Source organism: Echinicola arenosa, assembly GCF_014841125.1.
Taxonomy (GTDB): Bacteria; Bacteroidota; Bacteroidia; order Cytophagales; family Cyclobacteriaceae; genus Echinicola; species Echinicola arenosa.
The window spans coordinates 635,627-655,865 of the sequence record NZ_JACYTQ010000002.1 but is presented as its reverse complement, the minus strand read 5'-3'; the positions used below and the strand labels follow the sequence as shown (position 1 = coordinate 655,865).

Genomic DNA, 20,239 nt, shown 5'->3' with positions numbered 1-20,239 from the left:
CCGAAATATTCGACAGATATGAAAAAGATAAAAAATATATGGAGTTTGGCACTGGTGTTTTTGGTGCTGTCCGCATGTAATGATGATTTCTTGGAAGAGAAATCAGATTTAACAGGGGTGAATGAAGAAGTTTTCCAAGATCCCAATATGGCGCAAGCCTATGTGGATTATGTGTACTACTTGTTCTCACCAAGCAATAATGGCAGGAACTTGATCTGGGACCTTTTTGGTGGATTTGAATTCTCCAAGAATACCGATGAGATGCCTGGTCGAAGTGCCATCAACCAAGAGTATGCCCAGATTTCTTATACCGAAGACCATGCCTTGGAATACTTTGGTGAACGCATGAGTACCAGTATAAGAAATAATACATGGACTAGGATGAAGCAGATCAATATTTTCTTGGATGAAATCGATCAGCATGGATTGCCAGAAGATGTAAGAAACGAGTTGAAAGGACAGATGTACTTTTGGAGAGCTTGGCAATATTTTGATTTGGTAAAGCTGTATGGTGGCGTGCCATTAGTGTTGGAGGCCCAAAATCCGATTATTGCGGATGCAGCCGAAACAGAAGTACCAAGAAGTTCTACCAGTGCCTGCATCGAGCAGATTGTGGCAGATTTGGACATGGCGATGGAGCTGTTGCCAGGAAGATGGCCTGATGAGGATTGGGGCAGAATCACGAGTGGCGCTGCGGCAGCCTTCAAGAGCCGTGTGCTCATCGCTTGGGCTAGCCCGCTTTTCAATAGAAATGACGACCAGGCCAGGTGGCAAATGGCCTATGAAGCTGCCACGGAAGCAAGAAATCTACTGGAATCCAATGGTTTCGGGTTGTACATGGAAGGAAATTTAGAGAATGGTGAAGCTTGGGAAAAGATGTGGTTTGAGGAAGTAGGTAATCCAGAAGCGGTGATGATCTATGGTTTTAACAATGGAACTTCTGATCAAACTAGGAAAAACAATGGTTGGGAAAATGCCTGCCGTCCAAGAAACCTAGGTGGTGGAGGTAGAATGGAACCTACCATCCAGTTGGTAAATTCTTTCCCCATGGCAGATGGCCGTCCAATAGGCGAATCTCCCAACTATGAATACGACCTCAATCATTTCTACAAAAATAGGGATCCAAGGTTTTATAAAACATTTGTGTTCAATGGAGGCTTATGGCCCTATCGAGAAGATGAAAATTACAGACATTGGACTTACAGGTGGTATGGGAATGCGGGTGATGAAACGCCTAGCAGAACGACTGAAACCCAAGGTGCCAATGCAAGTGGGATTTATATGAGAAAGCAGAACAATCCCAATGCTTCAAGTGCAGACAATTTTACTGTAAGTGGTACCGACATTATGGAAATCCGATTTGCCGAAGTGGTTTTGGATATCGCTGAAGCAGCCATCGGAATTGGCAATATTCAAGAAGGGCTGAATGCCATCATGGAAATCCGTGAGAGAGCTGGTGTAGAAAATTTAGACGGTACATTTGGTTTAGGAAGTGGATTGAGCCAAGACCAAGCTTTTGCCAAGGTATTAGAAGAAAGAAAAGTGGAATTTGCCTTCGAAGGCAGAAGGTTCTGGGATTTGAGGAGATGGTTGCTGATGGATGACACCTACGGCACTGCTCAGCGTTTAGGGCTTGAATCCATCAACGGGATGAGAAGAATGGGTATTTATGTGGTAGTCAAAGATGGGGCAGGTAATTCTTATGCAGGCGGACCTGATCCGTTGGTAGCTGATGAAGATGGTAATGCCATCATCATTGACCGATCTCCAGAAGAATATCCTGTCGGTATCGAAACCGAAGAGGAATACTTGGACTATTTGTATGACAATTATTTCGAAGTGCAGATTAAGGATGATTTGGACCCAACCAATGACAATTGGACTTTCCATTGGTATCCAGAATATTACTTCTTTGGCTTGAATGAAAATGTATTGAGTACTTCTCCATATCTACAGCAAACAAAAGGCTGGAACAGCATGAATGGTGAGGGTACTTTTGATCCGCTTGCAGAATAAGATAATAAGAATGGTTTGATAAAATTAAAGCCTTCCCTCGCCAGAAATTTGGTTTGAAGGGAAGGTTTTTTGCTTTGTGAATCAAGAAAACGAAAAGTGGAGGATTGAAGTTTACAAGGAGATGGCCTTTATTACTGGTGATGGAATATTGGGATTCAATAAAGGTAAGCCAGATGGGTTTTAATGGCCTCCTATGTCTTTTGTCATATTATAATGCTCCTCCTTAACCACATAACATCCCGGATCATCCATCTCTTATCCCAGTCCAGTTTGATGCGTAGTGATGGTCAATTGATTAAATAATAAATTGATGTCATACACTCAAACCGTGTTTTAGAACTATAAAATTACCATAACCAAAATGATCAAAGGATTATTAACAATAGCCTTGGGCTTGGCAACAGTATCGACAGCCTTTGCCCAATATCCAAAAGTACCTGCAGAAGCCAGGGCAAAATCAGACTCTATCATGTCTGCCAATCAAAAGCTATCTGATGCAGCATGGGAAGAAGCTTGGCCGACAGTTTTAGCAGAAATGGAAGCGGGAAAACCCTATGTACCTTGGGCTTTTAGACCGACAGATTTACCGCAGGCTGCTATTCCAGCATTTCCCGGTGCTGAAGGAGGTGGAATGTACAGCTTTGGTGGACGGGGAGGCAAGGTCATCACAGTGACCAGTTTAGAAGATAGAGGACCAGGTACGTTCAGGGAAGCCTGCGAAACTGGAGGAGCCAGAATCATTGTCTTCAATGTAGCTGGGATTATTCACTTGAAATCCCCTTTGATCATCAGGGCTCCTTATGTGACCATTGCTGGGCAAACGGCTCCTGGAGATGGGGTTTGTGTGGCAGGAGAGTCTGTATGGGTCGATACCCATGATGTGGTGATCAGACACATGCGCTTCAGAAGGGGAGAAACTTTTGTGGGTCGGAGAGATGATGCGATTGGCGGTAATCCAGTGGGAAATATCATGATCGACCATGTTTCTGCTAGCTGGGGGTTGGATGAAAACATGTCCATGTACCGACATATGTACAGTCCGGGCGGGGACTATAAAGAAGAAAAAAGAGGGACAGTGAACATCACTATCCAAAACAGTATTTTCTCTGAAGCTCTAGATACTTATAATCACTCTTTGGGGAGTACGCTTGGAGGCGAAAACTGTTCTTTTATGCGGAATCTCTGGGCCAATAATGCCGGAAGAAATCCTTCTATTGGCTGGAATGGGATTTTTAATTTTGTGAACAATGTGGTGTTCAACTGGAGCCATAGGACTACAGATGGTGGGGATTATATGGCCAAGTATAATATTATGAACAACTATTACAAGCCAGGACCCATAACCCCTAAAGATGAACCTATTGCTTATCGAATTTTGCGACCAGATGCGGTGCTTTCCCGTTTGGATACACTTGTGTGGGGAAGGGCGCATATCACAGGAAATGTGGTTGAGGGCTTTGACCAAGTATCAGCCAATAATTGGGAAGGTGGAGTACAGTTAAATGGAAAAAAAGGAGAGATGAGCTTGGAAGATGCCAAGTATTATTTCCCCAGAATCAAATCCAATACACCTTTCCCTATGCCTGAAATGACCATTCTGCCAGCAGAAAAGGCCTATGATTACGTGTTGGAAAACGCTGGTGCTACTTTACCCAAAAGAGATCCGGTAGATGAAAGGGTGATTCGAACTGTCAAAACAGGTAAGCCTGAATATGTCAAGGGTCTCAATCCAGAAGATTATTATCAGTTTGAGCACAGAAGATTACCAAGGGACGCCTATAAAATGGGCATTATCACCGATATTTCCCAAGTAGGTGGTTATCCTGAATACAATGGTAAACCTTACACAGATACAGATGGAGATGGCATGCCGGATGCTTGGGAGAAAAAGAATGGTTTGAATCCCAATGATCCGTCAGACGCGAATGGAGACCTCAATGGTGATGGCTATACCAATATTGAAATGTATATCAATGGTATTGATCCTTCGGTCCAAACAAACTGGAGGGACTTGGCCAATAACCATGATACCTTATCAGAAAATGGATTAGGTAAATAAAATACTTTGGAAGAGGCTTCGAAGAGTTTATTGTCCCGATTGGGAGTATGAGCTTGTCGAAGCCTTTTCTATTGAACTTACTTTAGAGCTTCAAAAGAGAAATAGGGTAAATTTCGATCCCATCGAAGGCTGACATTTTTGGGTTTGAACGGGGCGAAAGATTCAAAAACTATAAGAAAAATATCGCTTGGCTTACTTTTTTACGATGAGAGGGATCACAGGGTTGTTTTGAAAAGCAACTCCTACCCATTACTCTGGATTTATATTTTCTCCAACCAAAACATATCCCATTTCGGTAGACTATTATCCCTATTCGACTCGCTAAAAGGACTTTCAGCAGGATAGTTCAGGAAGGTTCTCTACCTTTAGTAACTAACTTTACATAAGCAATTTAAGGTGAGTCCCAGGCTATACGCGCAATCAGCCTGAGGACTTACTTTAAGGCTTTAGAAATTAACAATGAAGGCTGGAATAATTTTACAGCTCCATAGAACCTAAATTAACTGACCATGTTTTCGAACAAGAAGTCACTGAGGCAAAAGCGGTTGGGACTTGGAATACTTACCGTCTTTTTAAGTCTCCAAGCCTTTGCCCAATATCCTGAAATACCCCCTGCCATGCAGGCTAAAACAGACTCTATCATGGCTTTGGAAGAAGCCAGGTTAGAGGCAGTTTGGAAAGATATTTACCCAACCATCCAAAAGGAAGCGAGCCAAGGTAGACCCTATTTGCGCTGGGCTTCTTATCCCAAAGATTTTATGAAAGCCGATATCCCTGCTTTTCCAGGTGCAGAAGGGGGCGGGGCTTATACTCCTGGAGGTAGAGGAGGAAAAGTGTATGTGGTGACCAGCCTTGCGGATAGTGGACCCGGTACGCTCCGGGAAGCCTGTGAAGCAGGAGGAGCGAGAACCATTGTGTTTAATGTAGCTGGGATCATCCAATTGGAAAAACCAATCAGTGTCAGGGCTCCTTATGTGACCATCGCAGGACAGACAGCACCTGGAGATGGGATTTGTGTGGCTGGTGAGACTTTTGCAGTGGACACGCATGATGTCATCATCCGTCACATGCGCTTCCGAAGAGGAGCAACAGATGTCACCAGAAGAGATGACGCCTTAAGCGGTGATCCTATGGGCAATGTGATTATTGATCATTGTTCCGTGAGTTGGGGTTTGGATGAAAATATTTCCATGTACCGAAACATGTTTACGGCCAATGAAAACTCCAAAAGAGAGAAATTACCGACGGCCAACATTACCATTCAAAATACCATTTCATCTGAAGGCCTGGACACCTATAACCATGCTTTTGGGAGTACCATAGGAGGTTTGAACAGTACTTTCATCAGAAATCTATGGGCCAATAATATTTCCAGAAATCCCTCTGTGGGAATGTACGGGGATTTCACCTTTGTGAACAATGTGCTCTTCAATTGGTGGAACCGCTCGGTGGATGGAGGAGATTATCGGTCCCTTTTTAACATCATCAACAATTATTATAAGCCAGGGCCGATTACCCCTGTAGGAGAGCCGATCAGTTATAGGATCATCAAGCCGGAATCTGGTTACTTGGACCCAAAGACTTTTGGGCGGGCCTATGTTGAAGGTAATTTTGTGGAAGGAAACCCTGCTGTATCTGCAGACAACTGGAAGGGAGGTGTTCAGCCTGGGGATCTAAGTCCGGAAGAGCGTGAGGCACACTTTGCCTACATGCGTCAAACCAAACCCTTTGAGATGGCTCCATTACGCATTCTATCAGCCAAGGAAGCTTATGATTTTGTGTTGGAAAATGCAGGGGCTATTTTACCTAGGCGAGACGCCGTGGATCAGAGGATAGTCCAGCAGGTAAGAACTGGAAAAATCAATGCAAAAGAAGGCTTGGAGGTGGAAATTGGTCAAGAGTTTATCCATCGCAGGCTTCCGGCAGATTCTTACAAAAAAGGAATTATCATGCACCCTGATCAAGTGGGAGGTTATCCTGAATATCAAGGAAAAGCCTATCAAGAGAGTGACGGTGACGGAATACCGGATGCATGGGAAAGAAAGTATGGGTTAGACCCCAATGATCCTTCGGATGCCAATGGAGACCTCAATGGTGATGGATATACCAATTTGGAAAAGTACCTCAATGGAATTGACCCAAGCAAAAAAGTAGATTGGACGAAATGGGAAAATAATAAGGACACTTTGCTGGAGTTGGCCAAAAGGGAAGGCGGATTATTGCAGTAATAGCGAGTTGTACACAGTAGGTGCCATCCCTAATACTAGGAGTTGAATTGAGTATCCCTTCTTGAATAATATTGGGAAAATTGAAATCAAAAAATTAGCAACAATGAAAAATAACATAAAATCCCTGTTTGTAACCACATTGATCATGGTAGGCATCATCAGTTTTGCCCATGCCCAAAAATTTGATCCTGAATACGTCAAAGTAACCAATGAGCGGGCACGAAAGATCGTGGATAATATGGGCATTCAAAGTCCAGAGAAAGCGGATAAAGTTACTGGCTATATTGCAGAACAATACAGGAATCTCAGCCTGATTCATGATGAACGTGATAAAAAGATTGAGGCAGCTAAAGAAAATCTTGAGGGAGAAGAGCAGCAAAAACTAACCCAGAAAGCGGAGAAAAAAGCCAATAAATCCATGAGCAAGCTGCATAAAAAATACCTTGCCCAATTGTCCTCTGAATTGACGGATGAACAGGTAGAGGAGGTAAAAAATGGGATGACCTATAATGTGGCACCCAATACTTTTAAGGTTTATCAAGAAATGGTGCCAAGCTTGACCACAGAGCAGCAAGACAAAATATGGGATTGGCTAGCAGAGGCCAGAGAACATGCGATGGATGCAGGTTCCTCCCATGCCAAGCATGCTTGGTTCGGAAAATACAAGGGAAGGATCAATAATTACCTTTCGGATTTGGGAGTTGACTTGAAGCAAGCAGAAAAAGAAATGTTTGAACGGAAAAAGGCAGCAAGCAATCAGTAAAGGAAAGAAATATGTTAATACATAGTTATATGGGGTTTAATTTTCAAAGTTCGGGGAAGTTTGTTTTCCCGAATTTTGTTGTATTCACCTTATTGATTTTTTGGAGTCAGGTGGTGCTTGGCCGGCAGGATGAAAACCCAATTAATTATAAAGACGGAAAGCTTCATTATGAAATAGCTGAAAATGGTGATCGGATTCCTGACTTTTCTTATTGTGGTTACAAAGCCAGTGAAAAGGAGATTCCTTTAGTTCCTGTAAAAGTGGTCATTTCCCCCGGAAAAGGTGATTTTACTCAAAAGATTCAATCTGCTTTGGACTATGTGGGCCAGTTGCCAATTGATGAAAATGGCTTTAGGGGGGCTGTCTTATTGGAAGAAGGACTTTTTAAAGTAGCTGGACAACTACAGATCAACCAATCTGGAGTGATCTTGAGGGGAAGTGGTACAGATGAGAATGGGACTGTGTTGTTGGGAACCGGCAAGACCAGGGAAACCCTTATTCGACTTTTGGGCAAAGATGACAGGATTTTCGGAGATACCTTGAAAATAAAGAGTTCCTATGTACCCATAAATGCATCTGAAATGGCGGTTGAGGGGAATGTTCAGTCAGGGAGTGCTGTTATGGTGGTCAGGCCATCTACCCAGGAATGGATTGACGAATTGAAGATGAATGAATTTGGTGGCGAAACAGGTTGGATCGGATGGAAGCCTGGAGGGCACAACTTGTATTGGGACAGAATAGTAGAAAACAGTGAGGGTGGTGAATTGAGATTAGATGTTCCAATTACCAATAGCCTGGATCAGAAGTACGGAGGGGGGTATTTGGTTACTTATCAGTGGCCCGGAAGAATTGAAAATGTGGGTATAGAAAATTTGACCTTGCAATCCACTTTTGACGAAGGAAATATAAAGGACGAGGATCACCGTTGGTCTGCGATTTCACTTGAGAATATTCAAGATGCTTGGGTTAGAAAGGTCAATTTTCGACATTTTGCAGGCTCTGCTGTAGCAATATTTAAAACTGGTAGAAGGGTAACGGTAGAAGATTGTCAATCATTTGACCCTATTTCTGAGATAGCAGGAGCACGCCGTAATACTTTTTTTACGGAAGGGCAACAGACGCTTTTTCAGCGTTGTTATTCGGAGTATGGCTATCATGACTTCAGCACGGGATTGGCTGTGGCGGGTCCCAATGCTTTTGTCCAATGCAAGGCATACTTACCGTTTAGCTTTAGCGGAGCTCAGCAAGGGTGGGCATCCGGAGTGCTTTTTGACATTGTGAGAATAGATGGGGAGGCGCTTACGCTGAGTAATAGGATGCAGGCTGGTCAGGGTGCTGGATGGACTGCCGCCAACTGCGTGCTTTGGCAATGTGATGCATCATTGATCAAAAATTACAGCCCTCCTACTGCCCAAAACTGGGCATTTGGCACTTGGGCTCAATTTGAAGGGGATGGGCATTGGGTCGAAACCAATAACCACATCAATCCGAGAAGTTTATTTTATGCGCAATTGGAAGACCGATTGGGTGAATTGCCTATTGATCCACAGCTTTTGCCTTTGGGGACAGAACCAAGTACCAGCCCTACTTTGGAGCAAGCGCGAGAATTAACTGTACTGGCCAGGGAAGGCATGCTTAGTATGGAGCAATGGATCACTCAAGCTTCTGAACGAAACCCTATTTCCTTGATTACGGATGGGGCTAATCGGTATGAATCACTGGACATTGAACCGGTTAATCTTAAAAAGCAACTTGCTCCGAGAGTAAGGGTAGTCAATGGGATTTTAACTTGGGATGGAAAACTCATTATCGGTAAAACCCAAAATGTACAATGGTGGAGGGGGAGTTTACGGCCTAGAGACATTGCCTCTGCGCAAATACATGTGACCCGATTTGTGCCTGGCAGGTATGGAATAGGATATACGGATTTGATCCCTGAGGTGGTGCAGTCTATGAAAGAAAGTGGAGCGGTGGCTTTAGATCATAATTATGGCCTTTGGTATGATCGAAGGAGGGATGATCACGAGCGGGTACGAAGGATAGATCCTGACGTTTGGCCTCCTTTTTATGAACAACCTTTCGCCAGAAGTGGAAAAGGAGAAGCTTGGGACCGCCTAAGTAAGTATGATTTGACGAAATACAGCTATTTTTATTGGAGTAGGTTGGCTGAGTTTGCAGATTTGGCAGAGCAAGAGGGCATTCTGCTGCTACACCAAAACTACTTTCAACACAATATTCTTGAAGCAGGAGCTCACTGGGCAGATTCTCCCTGGCGCCCTGCCAATAATATCAACCAAACAGGTTTTCCCGAACCACCTCCCTATGCAGGAGACAAAAGAATTTTTCTGGATGAGCAGTTTTATGACATCAGCCATGAAAGTAGAAGGGAGCTCCATAGAAAGTTCATCTGGCAATGTTTGGATAATTTTGCTGACAACAGCAATGTCCTGCAGTTTACCAGTGCAGAATATACAGGGCCTCTACATTTTATGCAGTTTTGGCTGGATGTGGTGAAGGAATGGGAAGCGGAAACCGGAAAAGAGGCTTTGATCGCTTTAAGTGCTACCAAGGATGTGCAGGATTCCATTTTGGCTGACCCCGTACGAAGCCAATTGGTGGATGTAATTGATATTCGTTATTGGCATCCCTCTGAGGACGGAGATTATGCACCTCTAGGAGGTAAGCACATGGCTCCCAGGCAGCATGCACGAAAAATGAAACAAGGAAAGGAATCTCCTGAAGCCATTAACGAGGGCATTATGAGGTACCGGAAACAATTTCCTGAAAAGGCGGTGATTTACTCCACACCTGCGGGAAGTCGTATGGGATGGGCTGTCCTTTTTGCCGGAGGCTCTTTGCCTAATTTGCCCACAGTTAAAAATACAGACTGGAAGGAAAGCCTGTCGACAATGAAGCCTTTGTCTGTAAGTGCCCATCAGAAAATTATGGTCAATGATGAGGGAGAAATGCTGATCTACAATAAAACCGACAGTGTTGAGATTGACTTTTCCAAGCTAAAGGGCAAAGTTGAAGCTTTGATCATTAAACCCAGCACTGGGTCAATTATACATACTGAAAAAATAAAAACCGGACAGCGGGAAACGATTCAAATGCCTAGTGAAGGGGAGTGGGTGATTTGGATTAAGAGGTGACAAATAACTGGATTTGGTTTATTCCCTTTAGAATTTAAGTTAGCCAGTAACAAAATGAGCAACAATTAACTATGAAACGCAACATAACACTCAGCATTGCTACCCTTTTATTAGGCCTTTTAATGGCTTGTCAGGGACAAAAAGAAGAGCAAACCACGGCTGCAAAACCGGCTGAAGGTCCTAAAGGCCTACCCTTTTTAAAAGTGTCAGATAATGATCGTTATTTTGTCACCACGAGTGGCGAGCCTTTTTTTTGGTTGGGCGATACGGGATGGCTAATGTTCAATAAGTTGAAACGCGAGGAAGCTCTACAGTATTTGGATGACCGAAAAGCAAAGGGTTTTAATGTCGTTCAGGTGATGACTTTACATACCCTTGGTGCAGTAAATGCCTATGGAGACAGTGCATTGGTCCATCAAAATGTAGCTACACCCTTGACAACACCTGGAAGTGAGCCCTCGGACACTACAGCTTATGATTTCTGGGATCATATTGATTTTGTTGTGAGAGAGGCAGAAAAAAGAGATATCTATATGGCCATGGTTCCTGTATGGGGGACGAATGTGAAAGATGGCGGAGTAAGTGTGGAGGAAGCAGCGCAATATGCCAAATTCCTGACCTTGCGTTACAAGGATAGGCCCAATGTCATCTGGCTGAATGGTGGGGACACTTTTGGAAATGAATATATAGAAGTGTGGAATGCCATTGGTGAAACCTTGGATAAGAATGACAAAAACCACCTGATCACCTTTCACCCAAGGGGGAGAATGCAGTCTTCAGACTGGTTTGCAGAGGCACCATGGATGGACTTTCATATGTTCCAGTCCGGGCACCGTCGATATGACCAAGATGATACTGAGCGAGCTTATGGGGAAGACAACTGGAAATATGTTGAGGCGGACTACCAGTTGGAGCGTAAGATGCCAACAGTGGATGGGGAGCCATCCTATGAAGGAATTCCTGAGGGGCTTCATGATCCAGAAGAAGGGTTTTGGCAAGCTGAAGATGCAAGAAGGTATGCATATTGGGCCGTGTTTTCTGGAGCGGCAGGGCATACTTATGGACATAGTGCCGTAATGCAAATGCACCGCCCGGAGGATGGTGAAGTAGGTGCATATGGGAATAAAAAGTTATGGACAGAAGCCATCAATGACCCGGGAGCCAAGCAAATGCATTATTTGAAAGACCTGATATTACAATTTCCGTACTTGGAGCGAATACCAGATCAGTCCTTGATTGCCAATCAAGGAGAAAAGCATGATCATTTGGCTGCAACAAGAGGAGAGGATTATGCCTTGATTTATACTTACACTGGCAGATCCATCGCCGTGAATATGGAAGTGATCCAAGGAAATACAGTAAAGGCAAGTTGGTTTAACCCCCGAAATGGGAAGATGTCTGACCTCGGGGAGGTGGAAGCCAAAGGTGTTCAGGAGTTCAAACCAGACGGGAAGGTGCAGGATGGGAACGATTGGGTTTTGGTACTAAATTACAAGTAATAATACATCGTACTGGTATAAAGATAGAACAAATGAAGCCTATTCTTTAGCTGGAATCCGCGATTATGAGTTGAAAATAATGGTTCGAAGCAATGTGCTGCTAAGTAGAGATTGCTTAGTTGTTTACTTATTGCGATGAAGAACTAAGGAGGAAAATTGTTTCGGGTTTGTAATCCCAAAACTCCGGAAGAGGTTAACTCCCAATGCCCTCCATGATTCAAAATAACCTATGAAAAAATACATCACATTACTATTTGCCTTAAACCTTCTATTATTTGGTCATGCATTTTCAGCTATTGAATCAGGCTGGATCAATATTTTGGAAGTGGGTGGGAATAACAAAGGTCAACTCTGCACGGAAGCTATCCAAAGCGCCATTGACAAGGCTGCAGAAGCTGGTGGAGGTACACTTTTTTTCCCGGCAGGAGATTACCTGACGGGTGCGATTCAGCTTAAAAGCAATATCACCCTACATTTGGATGCTGGGGCTGTGTTAAGGTTTTCCACTGATTTTGATCATTATTTGCCTTTTGTGCAAATGCGATGGGAAGGAACAGTTATGAATAATTTTTCTCCCTTGATCTATGCCTATGAAGCAGAAAATATTACCATTACTGGTCGAGGCAAAATAGATGGACAAGGAAAAGACTGGTGGATGGAAATGTATCGAATCCACGAGGCAGACCAGAAAACTTTAAAGGAAAGCAAATACCAAAAAATGTGGACTGCTGCCAATGAAGGTTTGAAGACTGCGGATTATTATCAGAAAACCATGGGGCTAAAGTTTTTTAGGCCTCCTTTGATCCAACCTTTTCGCTGCAAGAATGTTCGCATTGAAGGAGTGACCATTGTCAATTCTCCTTTTTGGACAATTAATCCCGCATTTTGTGATAATGTGACCATCACTGGAGTAACCATAGAAAATCCTCCCTCTCCCAATACAGATGGTATCAACCCCACTTCTTGTAAGAATGTCCATATTTCCGATTGTCACATCAGCGTGGGAGATGATTGTATTACGATCAAGTCCGGAAGGGATTTCGATGGTCGTAAGTGGGACACACCAACTGAAAATGTGACCATCACCAATTGCACGATGTTGAGTGGTCATGGAGGAGTGGTCATAGGGAGTGAAATCTCTGGAAGTATCCGTAAAGTAACCATTTCAAATTGTGTGTTTGATGGAACTGACAGAGGGATCCGTCTTAAAGCGGCAAGAGGTCGTGGAGGTGTGGTAGAAGAAATAAGGATAGACAATATTGTGATGAAAGACATCCAGTTGGAAGCCATCGTGATGAACCTTTTCTACGACAAAAATACCCATGAAGGTCCTGTGACAGAGGAAACTCCTTCTTTTAGAAACATTCATATCTCTAATGTTACTGGATCCAATGTCAATGTGGCCGGCAAGGTATTGGGCATTCCTGAAATGCCAATCGACCAGATAAGCTTTTCTAATATAAATATGAATGCCAAGGAAGGTTTATCCATTAAAACAGCTACACATGTGGAACTGCGTGACGTGGAGATTTCAACAGAATTAGGGCCATCTGTTCAATTGGAAGCTGTGGAGGGACTCCTTATAGACAATTTAAAAAGCCGTCAACCACTTGCTGACCGTGCCGTGTTGGAACTCCAAAATGTCAGTAATGCAATGATCACCAATAATTTCCCGATGGTTCAAACCGAATGTTATTTGAATATAAAAGGAGAAGAAAGTAAGCATATCTTTATCCAAAACAACCAATGGTACCATGTGGAGAAACCTGTGGTAATAGGTGAAGAAGTCAAAGGAATGATTAAACAAGAGGCTAATGAGTAAAAGGAAAATAAATAGCCGAACTGTTTTATTGCTACTATGGACAGTTACCATTTTTATAAGCTGTAAAAGTGAAAAGGAGTATTATATTTTTACCTCTTTCAGAGAGCCTGCAGATGAAGGACTTTATTTGGCTTATAGTGAAGATGGTTATCATTGGGAAGACTTGGGAGGCCCTTATCTTCCACCAGCTGTGGGAAAAAGCCAGATTATGCGTGACCCTTCTGTTGTCAAAGGACCAGAAGATACTTACCATATGGTTTGGACAACTGACTGGAAAGGTGGAAATGGGTTCGGATACGCCAGTACTAAGGATTTTGTTCATTGGTCCAATCAAAAGTTTATTCCCGTGATGGCACATGAGCCAGAAGTGGTCAATGTGTGGGCACCAGAAATATTTTATGATGATGAGGAAGACCAGTACATCATTATTTGGGCTTCCACCATCCCTTTTCGATTCGAGAAGGGGGAAGAAGAAGAGCGTAACAACCACCGCATGTATTATACGACGACCAAGGATTTTAAGGAATTTAGCCCTACCAAACTTTTTTTGGAACCTGGATTCAGTGTCATAGATGCGGTGATCGTAAAGCGTGCATCGAATGATTATGTTTTGGTCTTAAAGGATAACACCCGACCCAACAGAAATATTAAAGTGGCATTTAGTGAGTCCCCAGTAGGACCTTGGGAAAATATTTCCGAGCCTTTTTCAGATTTTCTTACGGAAGGACCAACGGTACTTCATCATGGAGACCAGTGGTTGATTTATTTTGATAGCTACGGCGCAAAAACCTACCAGGCAGTAAGCACTAACGATTTTATATCTTTCAGCAATATAGATGGAGAAATCAGCCTGCCTGAGGGTCACAAGCATGGCACAATCAGTACCATTTCAGAAGAAATTTTGAAGCAATTAAAGGATGAAGCGAAAAAGAAATAACAGATGGACAGTATAGATAGAATAATGAATAAAGAACAAAAAGGAAATAGGGAAGTACGACTGCCGGGTCTGCTGAGCTGGGGAGGAATCAAAATTAAGTTTCTGACGCTATACTGTGTTTTGCTTTACACCATTTTTAGTTTACCTACTCAGGCGGAAGCTCAAGATACACTCCATTACAGTGGTAGTACCTTGTCCCGTGTGGATTATCATCATGGGCAGTTACAGCCAGCCATTGGCGTGCATGCAGTACAGACCATGCGGGCCAATCGGGAATATCCTGAAAAAGGAGATGGCTTTGGGTGGACTTATAACCATGCGCCCATGTTGGCTTATTGGAATGGGAAATTTTATTTGGAGTATCTGAGTGATCCTGTGGGGGAACATATTGCTCCGAGCCAAACCTTGCTCCAAACATCTTCTGATGGAAGAAATTGGACCAGACCTGAAGTGATTTTTCCTCCTTACCGAATTCCAGATGGTACAACCAAAGAAGGTCAGGAGGGTGTTGCCAAAGACTTAGATGCAGTGATGCATCAGAGGATGGGTTTTTATGTAGCAGAAAACGGGAAGCTATTGGCCTTGGCCTATTATGGAATTGCCTTGGACGCTCACGATGGTCCAAATGATGGCAATGGCATCGGTCGTGTGATCAGGGAAATTAAAGAAGATGGCAGTTTCGGCCCGATCTATTTTATTCGATACAATCACGGTTGGGACGAAGAGAACACCGCTTATCCATTTTATAAATCCAGCAAGGACAAAGCCTTTATAAAGGCCTGTGATGATTTGCTCAGCAAGCCATTGATGATGCAGCAGTGGGTGGAGGAAGCGGATAGGGATGATCCCTTAATCCCGCTAAAAAAGCAATACAAAGCTTTTAGTTACTATCATCTCCCTGATGACAGGGTAATTGGTTTATGGAAGCATGCCCTGACCAGCATCAGTCATGACGGGGGAATAACTTGGGAATATAACCCTTTGAGAGCTCCAGGGGTGGTAAATTCAAATGCAAAAATATGGGGGCAGCGTACCGCAGATGGCGCTTATGCCCTGGTCTATAACCCTTCGGAGTACCGTTGGCCATTGGCTGTCTCAAGCAGTAAAGATGGTATTGACTATGATAACCTATTCTTGGTTCATGGTGAAATCACTGCCATGAGGTATGGTGGAAACTACAAGTCCTATGGTCCCCAATATGTCAGGGGAATTTTGGAAGGAAATGGCATGCCGCCTGACGGTAAAATGTGGCTAACCTATAGTGTCAACAAAGAGGACATTTGGGTAGCTTCAGTGCCAACACCCATTACAGCTGAATCGGTAGGACATGCCAACGATGTCTTTGATAGGATGCCAGAAGGTAAGGAAATCGATTTTTGGAATACTTACAGCCCACAATGGGCAAAAACTGGCATTGAAAAGGTTGATGGCAAAAAGTATTTGGTGCTGCACGATCAAGATCCTTTCGATTATGCCAAAGCACAAAGGATCGTCCCTTCTAGTAAACAATTGCATGTGGAGTTTACCGTGTCAGCCCAGCAAGCAGATCACGGCAAACTTCAAATAGAAATTCAGGACAGCAAGGGTAGGCCAGGGGTCCAACTGATTTTTGATGAAGATGGACTTTTCAAAACACGGGCGGGTTACCGGATGAATACACTGCTGGCCTATGAAAAAGGAAAGTCATATCATGTGGAGTTAGATTTGAATGTAGAGACGCGGTTTTATCAAATTAAGATAAATGGTCAGGAAAAAGGTCCAAAATTATTCTTTGCACCCCTGGATGCAATGGAGCGGATTGTTTTCAGAACAGGAACACAGCGGTACTTTCCGAATGCAGAGACTCCGACAGATCAGGACTATGATTTGGAAAATGCAGGAGAAGCGGTGAAAGAGGCGGTTTATTATTTGGAATCTTTGGTTACTTATTAAGCTATTAATTAAGAAAATGGATATTTTTTCTTTTGACCAAAAACAGTCCTTATTTGCACCAGCATTGGGTTTGCTGTTGCTTTGCCTGTTATTTTTTGGTTGTGGACCTGATCCTATGGCCACAGGTCCCAAAGTGGTGGATGTAACGGTTGAAATGATGCATCAACCTTTGGGTCTTGAAATTGCTGCCCCAAGACTAAGTTGGAAATTATCTTCCCAAGAACAAGGTGCCAGGCAATCGGCCTATCAGGTGGTTGTGTATCATTCATCGGAGGGGGGTGAAGAGACAGTGGTTTGGGATTCAGGAAAAGTTGATAGTGACCAAAGCCAGATGATCGCTTATCAGGGAGTACCACTGATTGGGGGGCAACGTTATTTTTGGAAAGTAAAAGTATGGAATGAAGCCGGAAATGCATCAGACTGGAGTCAATCGACCTTTTTTGAGATGGCTCCTGATCATCTGGAGAAACAGGCCAAATGGATTGGTGCCATTTCGCGCGAAGATAGCGGATTGCCAAGCGGAAGAAATTTTCATGAACCTGATATGCGAAGGGAAGAAAATAAGGAGAAATGGAGTCATGTGGATCCGCTGGCAAAGCAAAGTATTCAGCTAAGAAAGGCCTTTAAGCCCCTGAAAAAGATAAAAAAGGCCACAATATACATCAGTGGTTTGGGCCACTATGAGTTGACATTAAATGGTGAAAAGGTGGGGAATAGTGAGTTTGCGCCGCTTTGGTCGGATTATGACAAGACAGTTTACTACAACACCTATGATGTCACGGAGAGGATTAAAAAGGGTGAGAATGCCATCGGGGTGGTGTTGGGAAATGGGATGTACAATGTAACAGGAGACAGATACGCTAAATTTTTGATCAGCTTCGGACCTCCTACCTTGTTTTTTAACTTGAAGCTGGAGTTTGAGAATGGAAAAACCCAAGTGGTGGCCTCTGATGAAACTTGGAAGTGGACAGAGAGTCCGATTACCTTCAATTGTATTTTTGGGGGAGAAGACTATGATGCCAATAGAGAGCAAGAAGGCTGGAATCAAGCTGGATTTTCCGATGAAGAATGGAATCAGGTGGTCATCCAAAAAGCCCCATTGGGATCTCTAAAGCCACAATTGGCACCTTCGGTTGGTATTCAGCAGCAATTTGATGTCAAATCAGTTTCCGAACCAGCAGAGAATGTTTATGTGTTGGATATGGGACAAAATTTGGCAGGGTTTCCTTCCATTACGGTAAAAGGGAAAAAAGGACAAACCGTAAAGCTCGTAGTGGGTGAGCATTTGAAAGAAAGTGGAATGGTGGGACAGGGCAGAACAGGCGGCCCACATTATTATTCCTACACCCTAAAAGGGGAGGGAGAAGAATCCTGGCAGCCTAAGTTCAGCTATTATGGTTATCAATATATCCAAGTGGAGAATGTTAATTTGCCCGGCCAAGATCAGCAGGAAGACAGGCCCAGCATTACTGAAATCAAATCCAATTTTATTTACAATAGGGCGGAGGAAAAAGGCTCTTTTGAAAGTTCCAATGGGATCTTCAACCAAACACATTGGTTGATCAATAATGCCATCAAAAGCAATATGCAAAGTGTCTTTACTGACTGTCCACATCGGGAGAAGTTAGGGTGGTTGGAAGAAACTTATTTAAATGGTCCCGGTTTGTTTTATAACTATGACTTGGGCCAGCTGGTGCCCAAGGTCATGCAGGACATGGCTGATGCCCAAAGGGATAATGGACTTGTGCCCAGCATTGCCCCGGAATATGTGGTTTTTGGTGGCGATTTTACAGATTCACCGGAATGGGGAGTAGCATGTGTGGTCTTGCCTTGGATGTATTATGAATATTATGGGGATAGTTCATTGATTGCAAAGTATTATCCTACGATGAAGCGTTATATAGACTATTTGGGCACGACGGCTGAGCACCATATTGTTTCTCATGGTTTGGGGGATTGGTATGACTATGGTGAGCATGCTGCTGGATATTCAAAAAATAGCCCAATAGCACTTTCCGCGACATCTCACTATTATTTGGGGATTAGCCTGGTAAAAAAAGCTGCTGCAATGCTTCAGCAAAGGGATGATTTTGAGAAGTATCAAACATTGGAAAAAGCAGTAAAAGAAGCCTTTAATGCGGAATTTTTCAACCCAGCAACCAATCAATATGGTACTGGTAGTCAATTTTCAAATGCGGTTCCAGTGTTTTTGGACATCGTCGACCCAAGCAGAAAAGAAGCTGTTTTGGACAATTTGGTCAAAGATATTAAAGAGCACGGTTATCGATTGACTACTGGAGATGTGGGCAATCGCTATTTATACCAGACTTTGGCCAGGAATGGACTGAACCAGCTAATGTATCAAATGCACAATCACTATGAAGCGCCTGGTTATGGTTTTCAGATCAAATTTGGGCTGACCACTTTGACGGAACAGTGGGATCCCAGAAAGGGAAACAGCTGGAACCATTTTATGATGGGACAAATCGAAGAATGGTTTTATCGGGATTTGGCCGGGATACAACCGGATACAAAAAATCCTGGGTTTAAGCATTTTTACCTGAAGCCACATTGGGTAGGCGATTTGGAATTTGTAAAAGCTTCCTATGAAAGCAGGTATGGTAAAATTGTCTCGGAATGGAAAAGAGAAAATGCCATGGGGACTTTTCATTTCACGATACCCGTAAATACGAGTGCGACAGTGGTATTGCCTGTGGAGAACCCTGATGAAGTATTGATCAATGGTCGTAAACCGGAGAAAGATGCTTTGGTAAAGGAAAATCAGCATGGTTCCTTTCCGGTCTATAAACTTGGATCTGGAGAATATGAAATAGTAGTGAAGTAGTTGGACATTGAGAAACAGAAATCTTTTGTCCAAAGTCAAAAGTCTTCAAATATGAAAAAGAAATATGAAGGAGTGGTAGTCCCCATGGTGACACCACTGACTGCAAAAGGAGAAATTGATCAAGAAGCAGTAGCGAAGATTATGCAGCAATTTGCTCAAAACAGCATTTCTCCTTTGGTGTTGGGCACTACCGGGGAGTCTGCGTCTTTTTCAGAAAAAGAAAGTTTGGAAATGATCAAGGCTGCCTTAGCTTCAAAGTCGTCAGGCCAGCAGTTGTATGCAGGAGTGGTCAATAACTCAGTCTCTGAGCAGATAAGCAAAGGCCGTCAATATTTAGATTTGGGAGTAGATGTGGTGGTGGCGACATTGCCTGCTTACTACATACTTTCCACAGAGCAGATGAAAAGGCATTTTGAAGTGTTGGCTGAGTCACTTGGAGGGCCCATGATGATGTATAATATCAAAGCGACCACCCAAATGTCCATTCCCTTGTCGGTAGTGGAAGAAATCAGTCATCACCCTAATTGCTGGGGACTAAAAGATTCTGAAAGGGATATTGGGAGGATGCATGCTGCCATTGATCAATACCGTGAAAGGGCTGATTTTTCGTTTTTCTGCGGTTGGGGAGCGCAATCTGCCAACAGCCTCAGGACAGGGGCAGATGGTATTGTACCCAGTACGGGCAATATTGTACCTGAAATGTACAAATCGCTGTATGCTGCCAGTCAGGAAGGAGATGATGTGAGTGCCTTACATTACCAAGAGCTGACGGATGAGGTGGCGAAAATTTATCAAGGTGGCAAAAGTCTTGGGCAGTCTCTGGCAGCTTTGAAAGTAATGATGCAGGAAAAAGGATGCTGTCAAGCGTTTATGAAGCCTCCTTTGACCAACCTCTCCAAAAGTGAAGAAGAGGAAGTATTGACGGATTGGAAAGAATTCATGAATGGTGCTCAGAAGACTTAAAAAGGTGCTCAAAGCCTATTTGT

At 43.4% G+C, this 20,239-nt stretch carries 11 protein-coding genes; all 11 read left to right on the top strand.

Annotation, left to right across the window (positions count from 1 at the left end):
- Positions 1 to 18 precede the first annotated feature (18 nt).
- The 11 genes from IFO69_RS07485 (at position 19) to IFO69_RS07435 (ending at position 20,216) form a co-directional block, all read left to right on the top strand.
- The gene (locus tag IFO69_RS07485; RefSeq protein ID WP_192009441.1) at positions 19 to 2,016 is read left to right on the top strand and encodes a RagB/SusD family nutrient uptake outer membrane protein; all 1,998 of its coding nucleotides are present in this window, start codon (positions 19 to 21) and stop codon (positions 2,014 to 2,016) included.
- A 361-nt stretch (positions 2,017 to 2,377) separates the two neighbouring features.
- Positions 2,378 to 4,075, top strand: coding sequence for a polysaccharide lyase (locus tag IFO69_RS07480; protein WP_192009440.1), 1,698 nt, complete (start codon positions 2,378 to 2,380; stop codon positions 4,073 to 4,075).
- A gap of 509 nt (positions 4,076 to 4,584) precedes the next feature.
- The gene (locus IFO69_RS07475) at positions 4,585 to 6,303 is read left to right on the top strand and encodes a polysaccharide lyase (protein WP_192009439.1); all 1,719 of its coding nucleotides are present in this window, start codon (positions 4,585 to 4,587) and stop codon (positions 6,301 to 6,303) included.
- 103 nt (positions 6,304 to 6,406) lie between these two features.
- Positions 6,407 to 7,066, top strand: coding sequence for a DUF3826 domain-containing protein (locus tag IFO69_RS07470; RefSeq protein WP_192009438.1), 660 nt, complete (start codon positions 6,407 to 6,409; stop codon positions 7,064 to 7,066).
- Positions 7,067 to 7,095: 29 nt separating this feature from the next.
- Positions 7,096 to 10,218 carry a DUF6298 domain-containing protein gene (locus IFO69_RS07465; RefSeq protein ID WP_192009437.1) on the top strand — a complete coding sequence of 1,041 codons (3,123 nt, stop codon included), beginning with the start codon at positions 7,096 to 7,098 and terminating at the stop codon, positions 10,216 to 10,218.
- Between the two features lie 71 nt (positions 10,219 to 10,289).
- The gene (locus IFO69_RS07460) at positions 10,290 to 11,717 is read left to right on the top strand and encodes a glycoside hydrolase family 140 protein (protein WP_192009436.1); all 1,428 of its coding nucleotides are present in this window, start codon (positions 10,290 to 10,292) and stop codon (positions 11,715 to 11,717) included.
- A gap of 229 nt (positions 11,718 to 11,946) precedes the next feature.
- Entirely contained in the window at positions 11,947 to 13,539 is a 1,593-nt protein-coding gene (locus tag IFO69_RS07455) for a glycoside hydrolase family 28 protein (RefSeq protein ID WP_192009435.1), read from the top strand.
- Positions 13,532 to 14,476 (top strand): glycoside hydrolase family 43 protein, encoded by a 945-nt coding sequence (locus IFO69_RS07450; RefSeq protein ID WP_192009434.1) that lies wholly within the window; start codon positions 13,532 to 13,534, stop codon positions 14,474 to 14,476. The genes IFO69_RS07455 and IFO69_RS07450 overlap by 8 nt, the downstream gene beginning before the upstream one ends.
- Before the next feature lie 24 nt (positions 14,477 to 14,500).
- Complete coding sequence (locus IFO69_RS07445; protein WP_192009433.1) at positions 14,501 to 16,408, top strand: exo-alpha-sialidase; 1,908 nt, start codon at positions 14,501 to 14,503, stop codon at positions 16,406 to 16,408.
- Between the two features lie 16 nt (positions 16,409 to 16,424).
- The gene (locus IFO69_RS07440) at positions 16,425 to 19,253 is read left to right on the top strand and encodes a glycoside hydrolase family 78 protein (RefSeq protein WP_192009432.1); all 2,829 of its coding nucleotides are present in this window, start codon (positions 16,425 to 16,427) and stop codon (positions 19,251 to 19,253) included.
- 51 nt (positions 19,254 to 19,304) lie between these two features.
- Positions 19,305 to 20,216 (top strand): dihydrodipicolinate synthase family protein, encoded by a 912-nt coding sequence (locus IFO69_RS07435; RefSeq protein ID WP_192009431.1) that lies wholly within the window; start codon positions 19,305 to 19,307, stop codon positions 20,214 to 20,216.
- The last annotated feature ends 23 nt before the right edge of the window (positions 20,217 to 20,239 follow it).

Bases quoted from the DNA above. Each gene is read 5' to 3' on its own strand.
- IFO69_RS07485 (WP_192009441.1), top strand. From the start codon at position 19: ATGAAAAAGATAAAAAATATATGGAGTTTGGCACTGGTGTTTTTGGTG.
- IFO69_RS07480 (WP_192009440.1), top strand. From the start codon at position 2,378: ATGATCAAAGGATTATTAACAATAGCCTTGGGCTTGGCAACAGTATCG.
- IFO69_RS07475 (WP_192009439.1), top strand. From the start codon at position 4,585: ATGTTTTCGAACAAGAAGTCACTGAGGCAAAAGCGGTTGGGACTTGGA.
- IFO69_RS07470 (WP_192009438.1), top strand. From the start codon at position 6,407: ATGAAAAATAACATAAAATCCCTGTTTGTAACCACATTGATCATGGTA.
- IFO69_RS07465 (WP_192009437.1), top strand. From the start codon at position 7,096: ATGGGGTTTAATTTTCAAAGTTCGGGGAAGTTTGTTTTCCCGAATTTT.
- IFO69_RS07460 (WP_192009436.1), top strand. From the start codon at position 10,290: ATGAAACGCAACATAACACTCAGCATTGCTACCCTTTTATTAGGCCTT.
- IFO69_RS07455 (WP_192009435.1), top strand. From the start codon at position 11,947: ATGAAAAAATACATCACATTACTATTTGCCTTAAACCTTCTATTATTT.
- IFO69_RS07450 (WP_192009434.1), top strand. From the start codon at position 13,532: ATGAGTAAAAGGAAAATAAATAGCCGAACTGTTTTATTGCTACTATGG.
- IFO69_RS07445 (WP_192009433.1), top strand. From the start codon at position 14,501: ATGAATAAAGAACAAAAAGGAAATAGGGAAGTACGACTGCCGGGTCTG.
- IFO69_RS07440 (WP_192009432.1), top strand. From the start codon at position 16,425: ATGGATATTTTTTCTTTTGACCAAAAACAGTCCTTATTTGCACCAGCA.
- IFO69_RS07435 (WP_192009431.1), top strand. From the start codon at position 19,305: ATGAAAAAGAAATATGAAGGAGTGGTAGTCCCCATGGTGACACCACTG.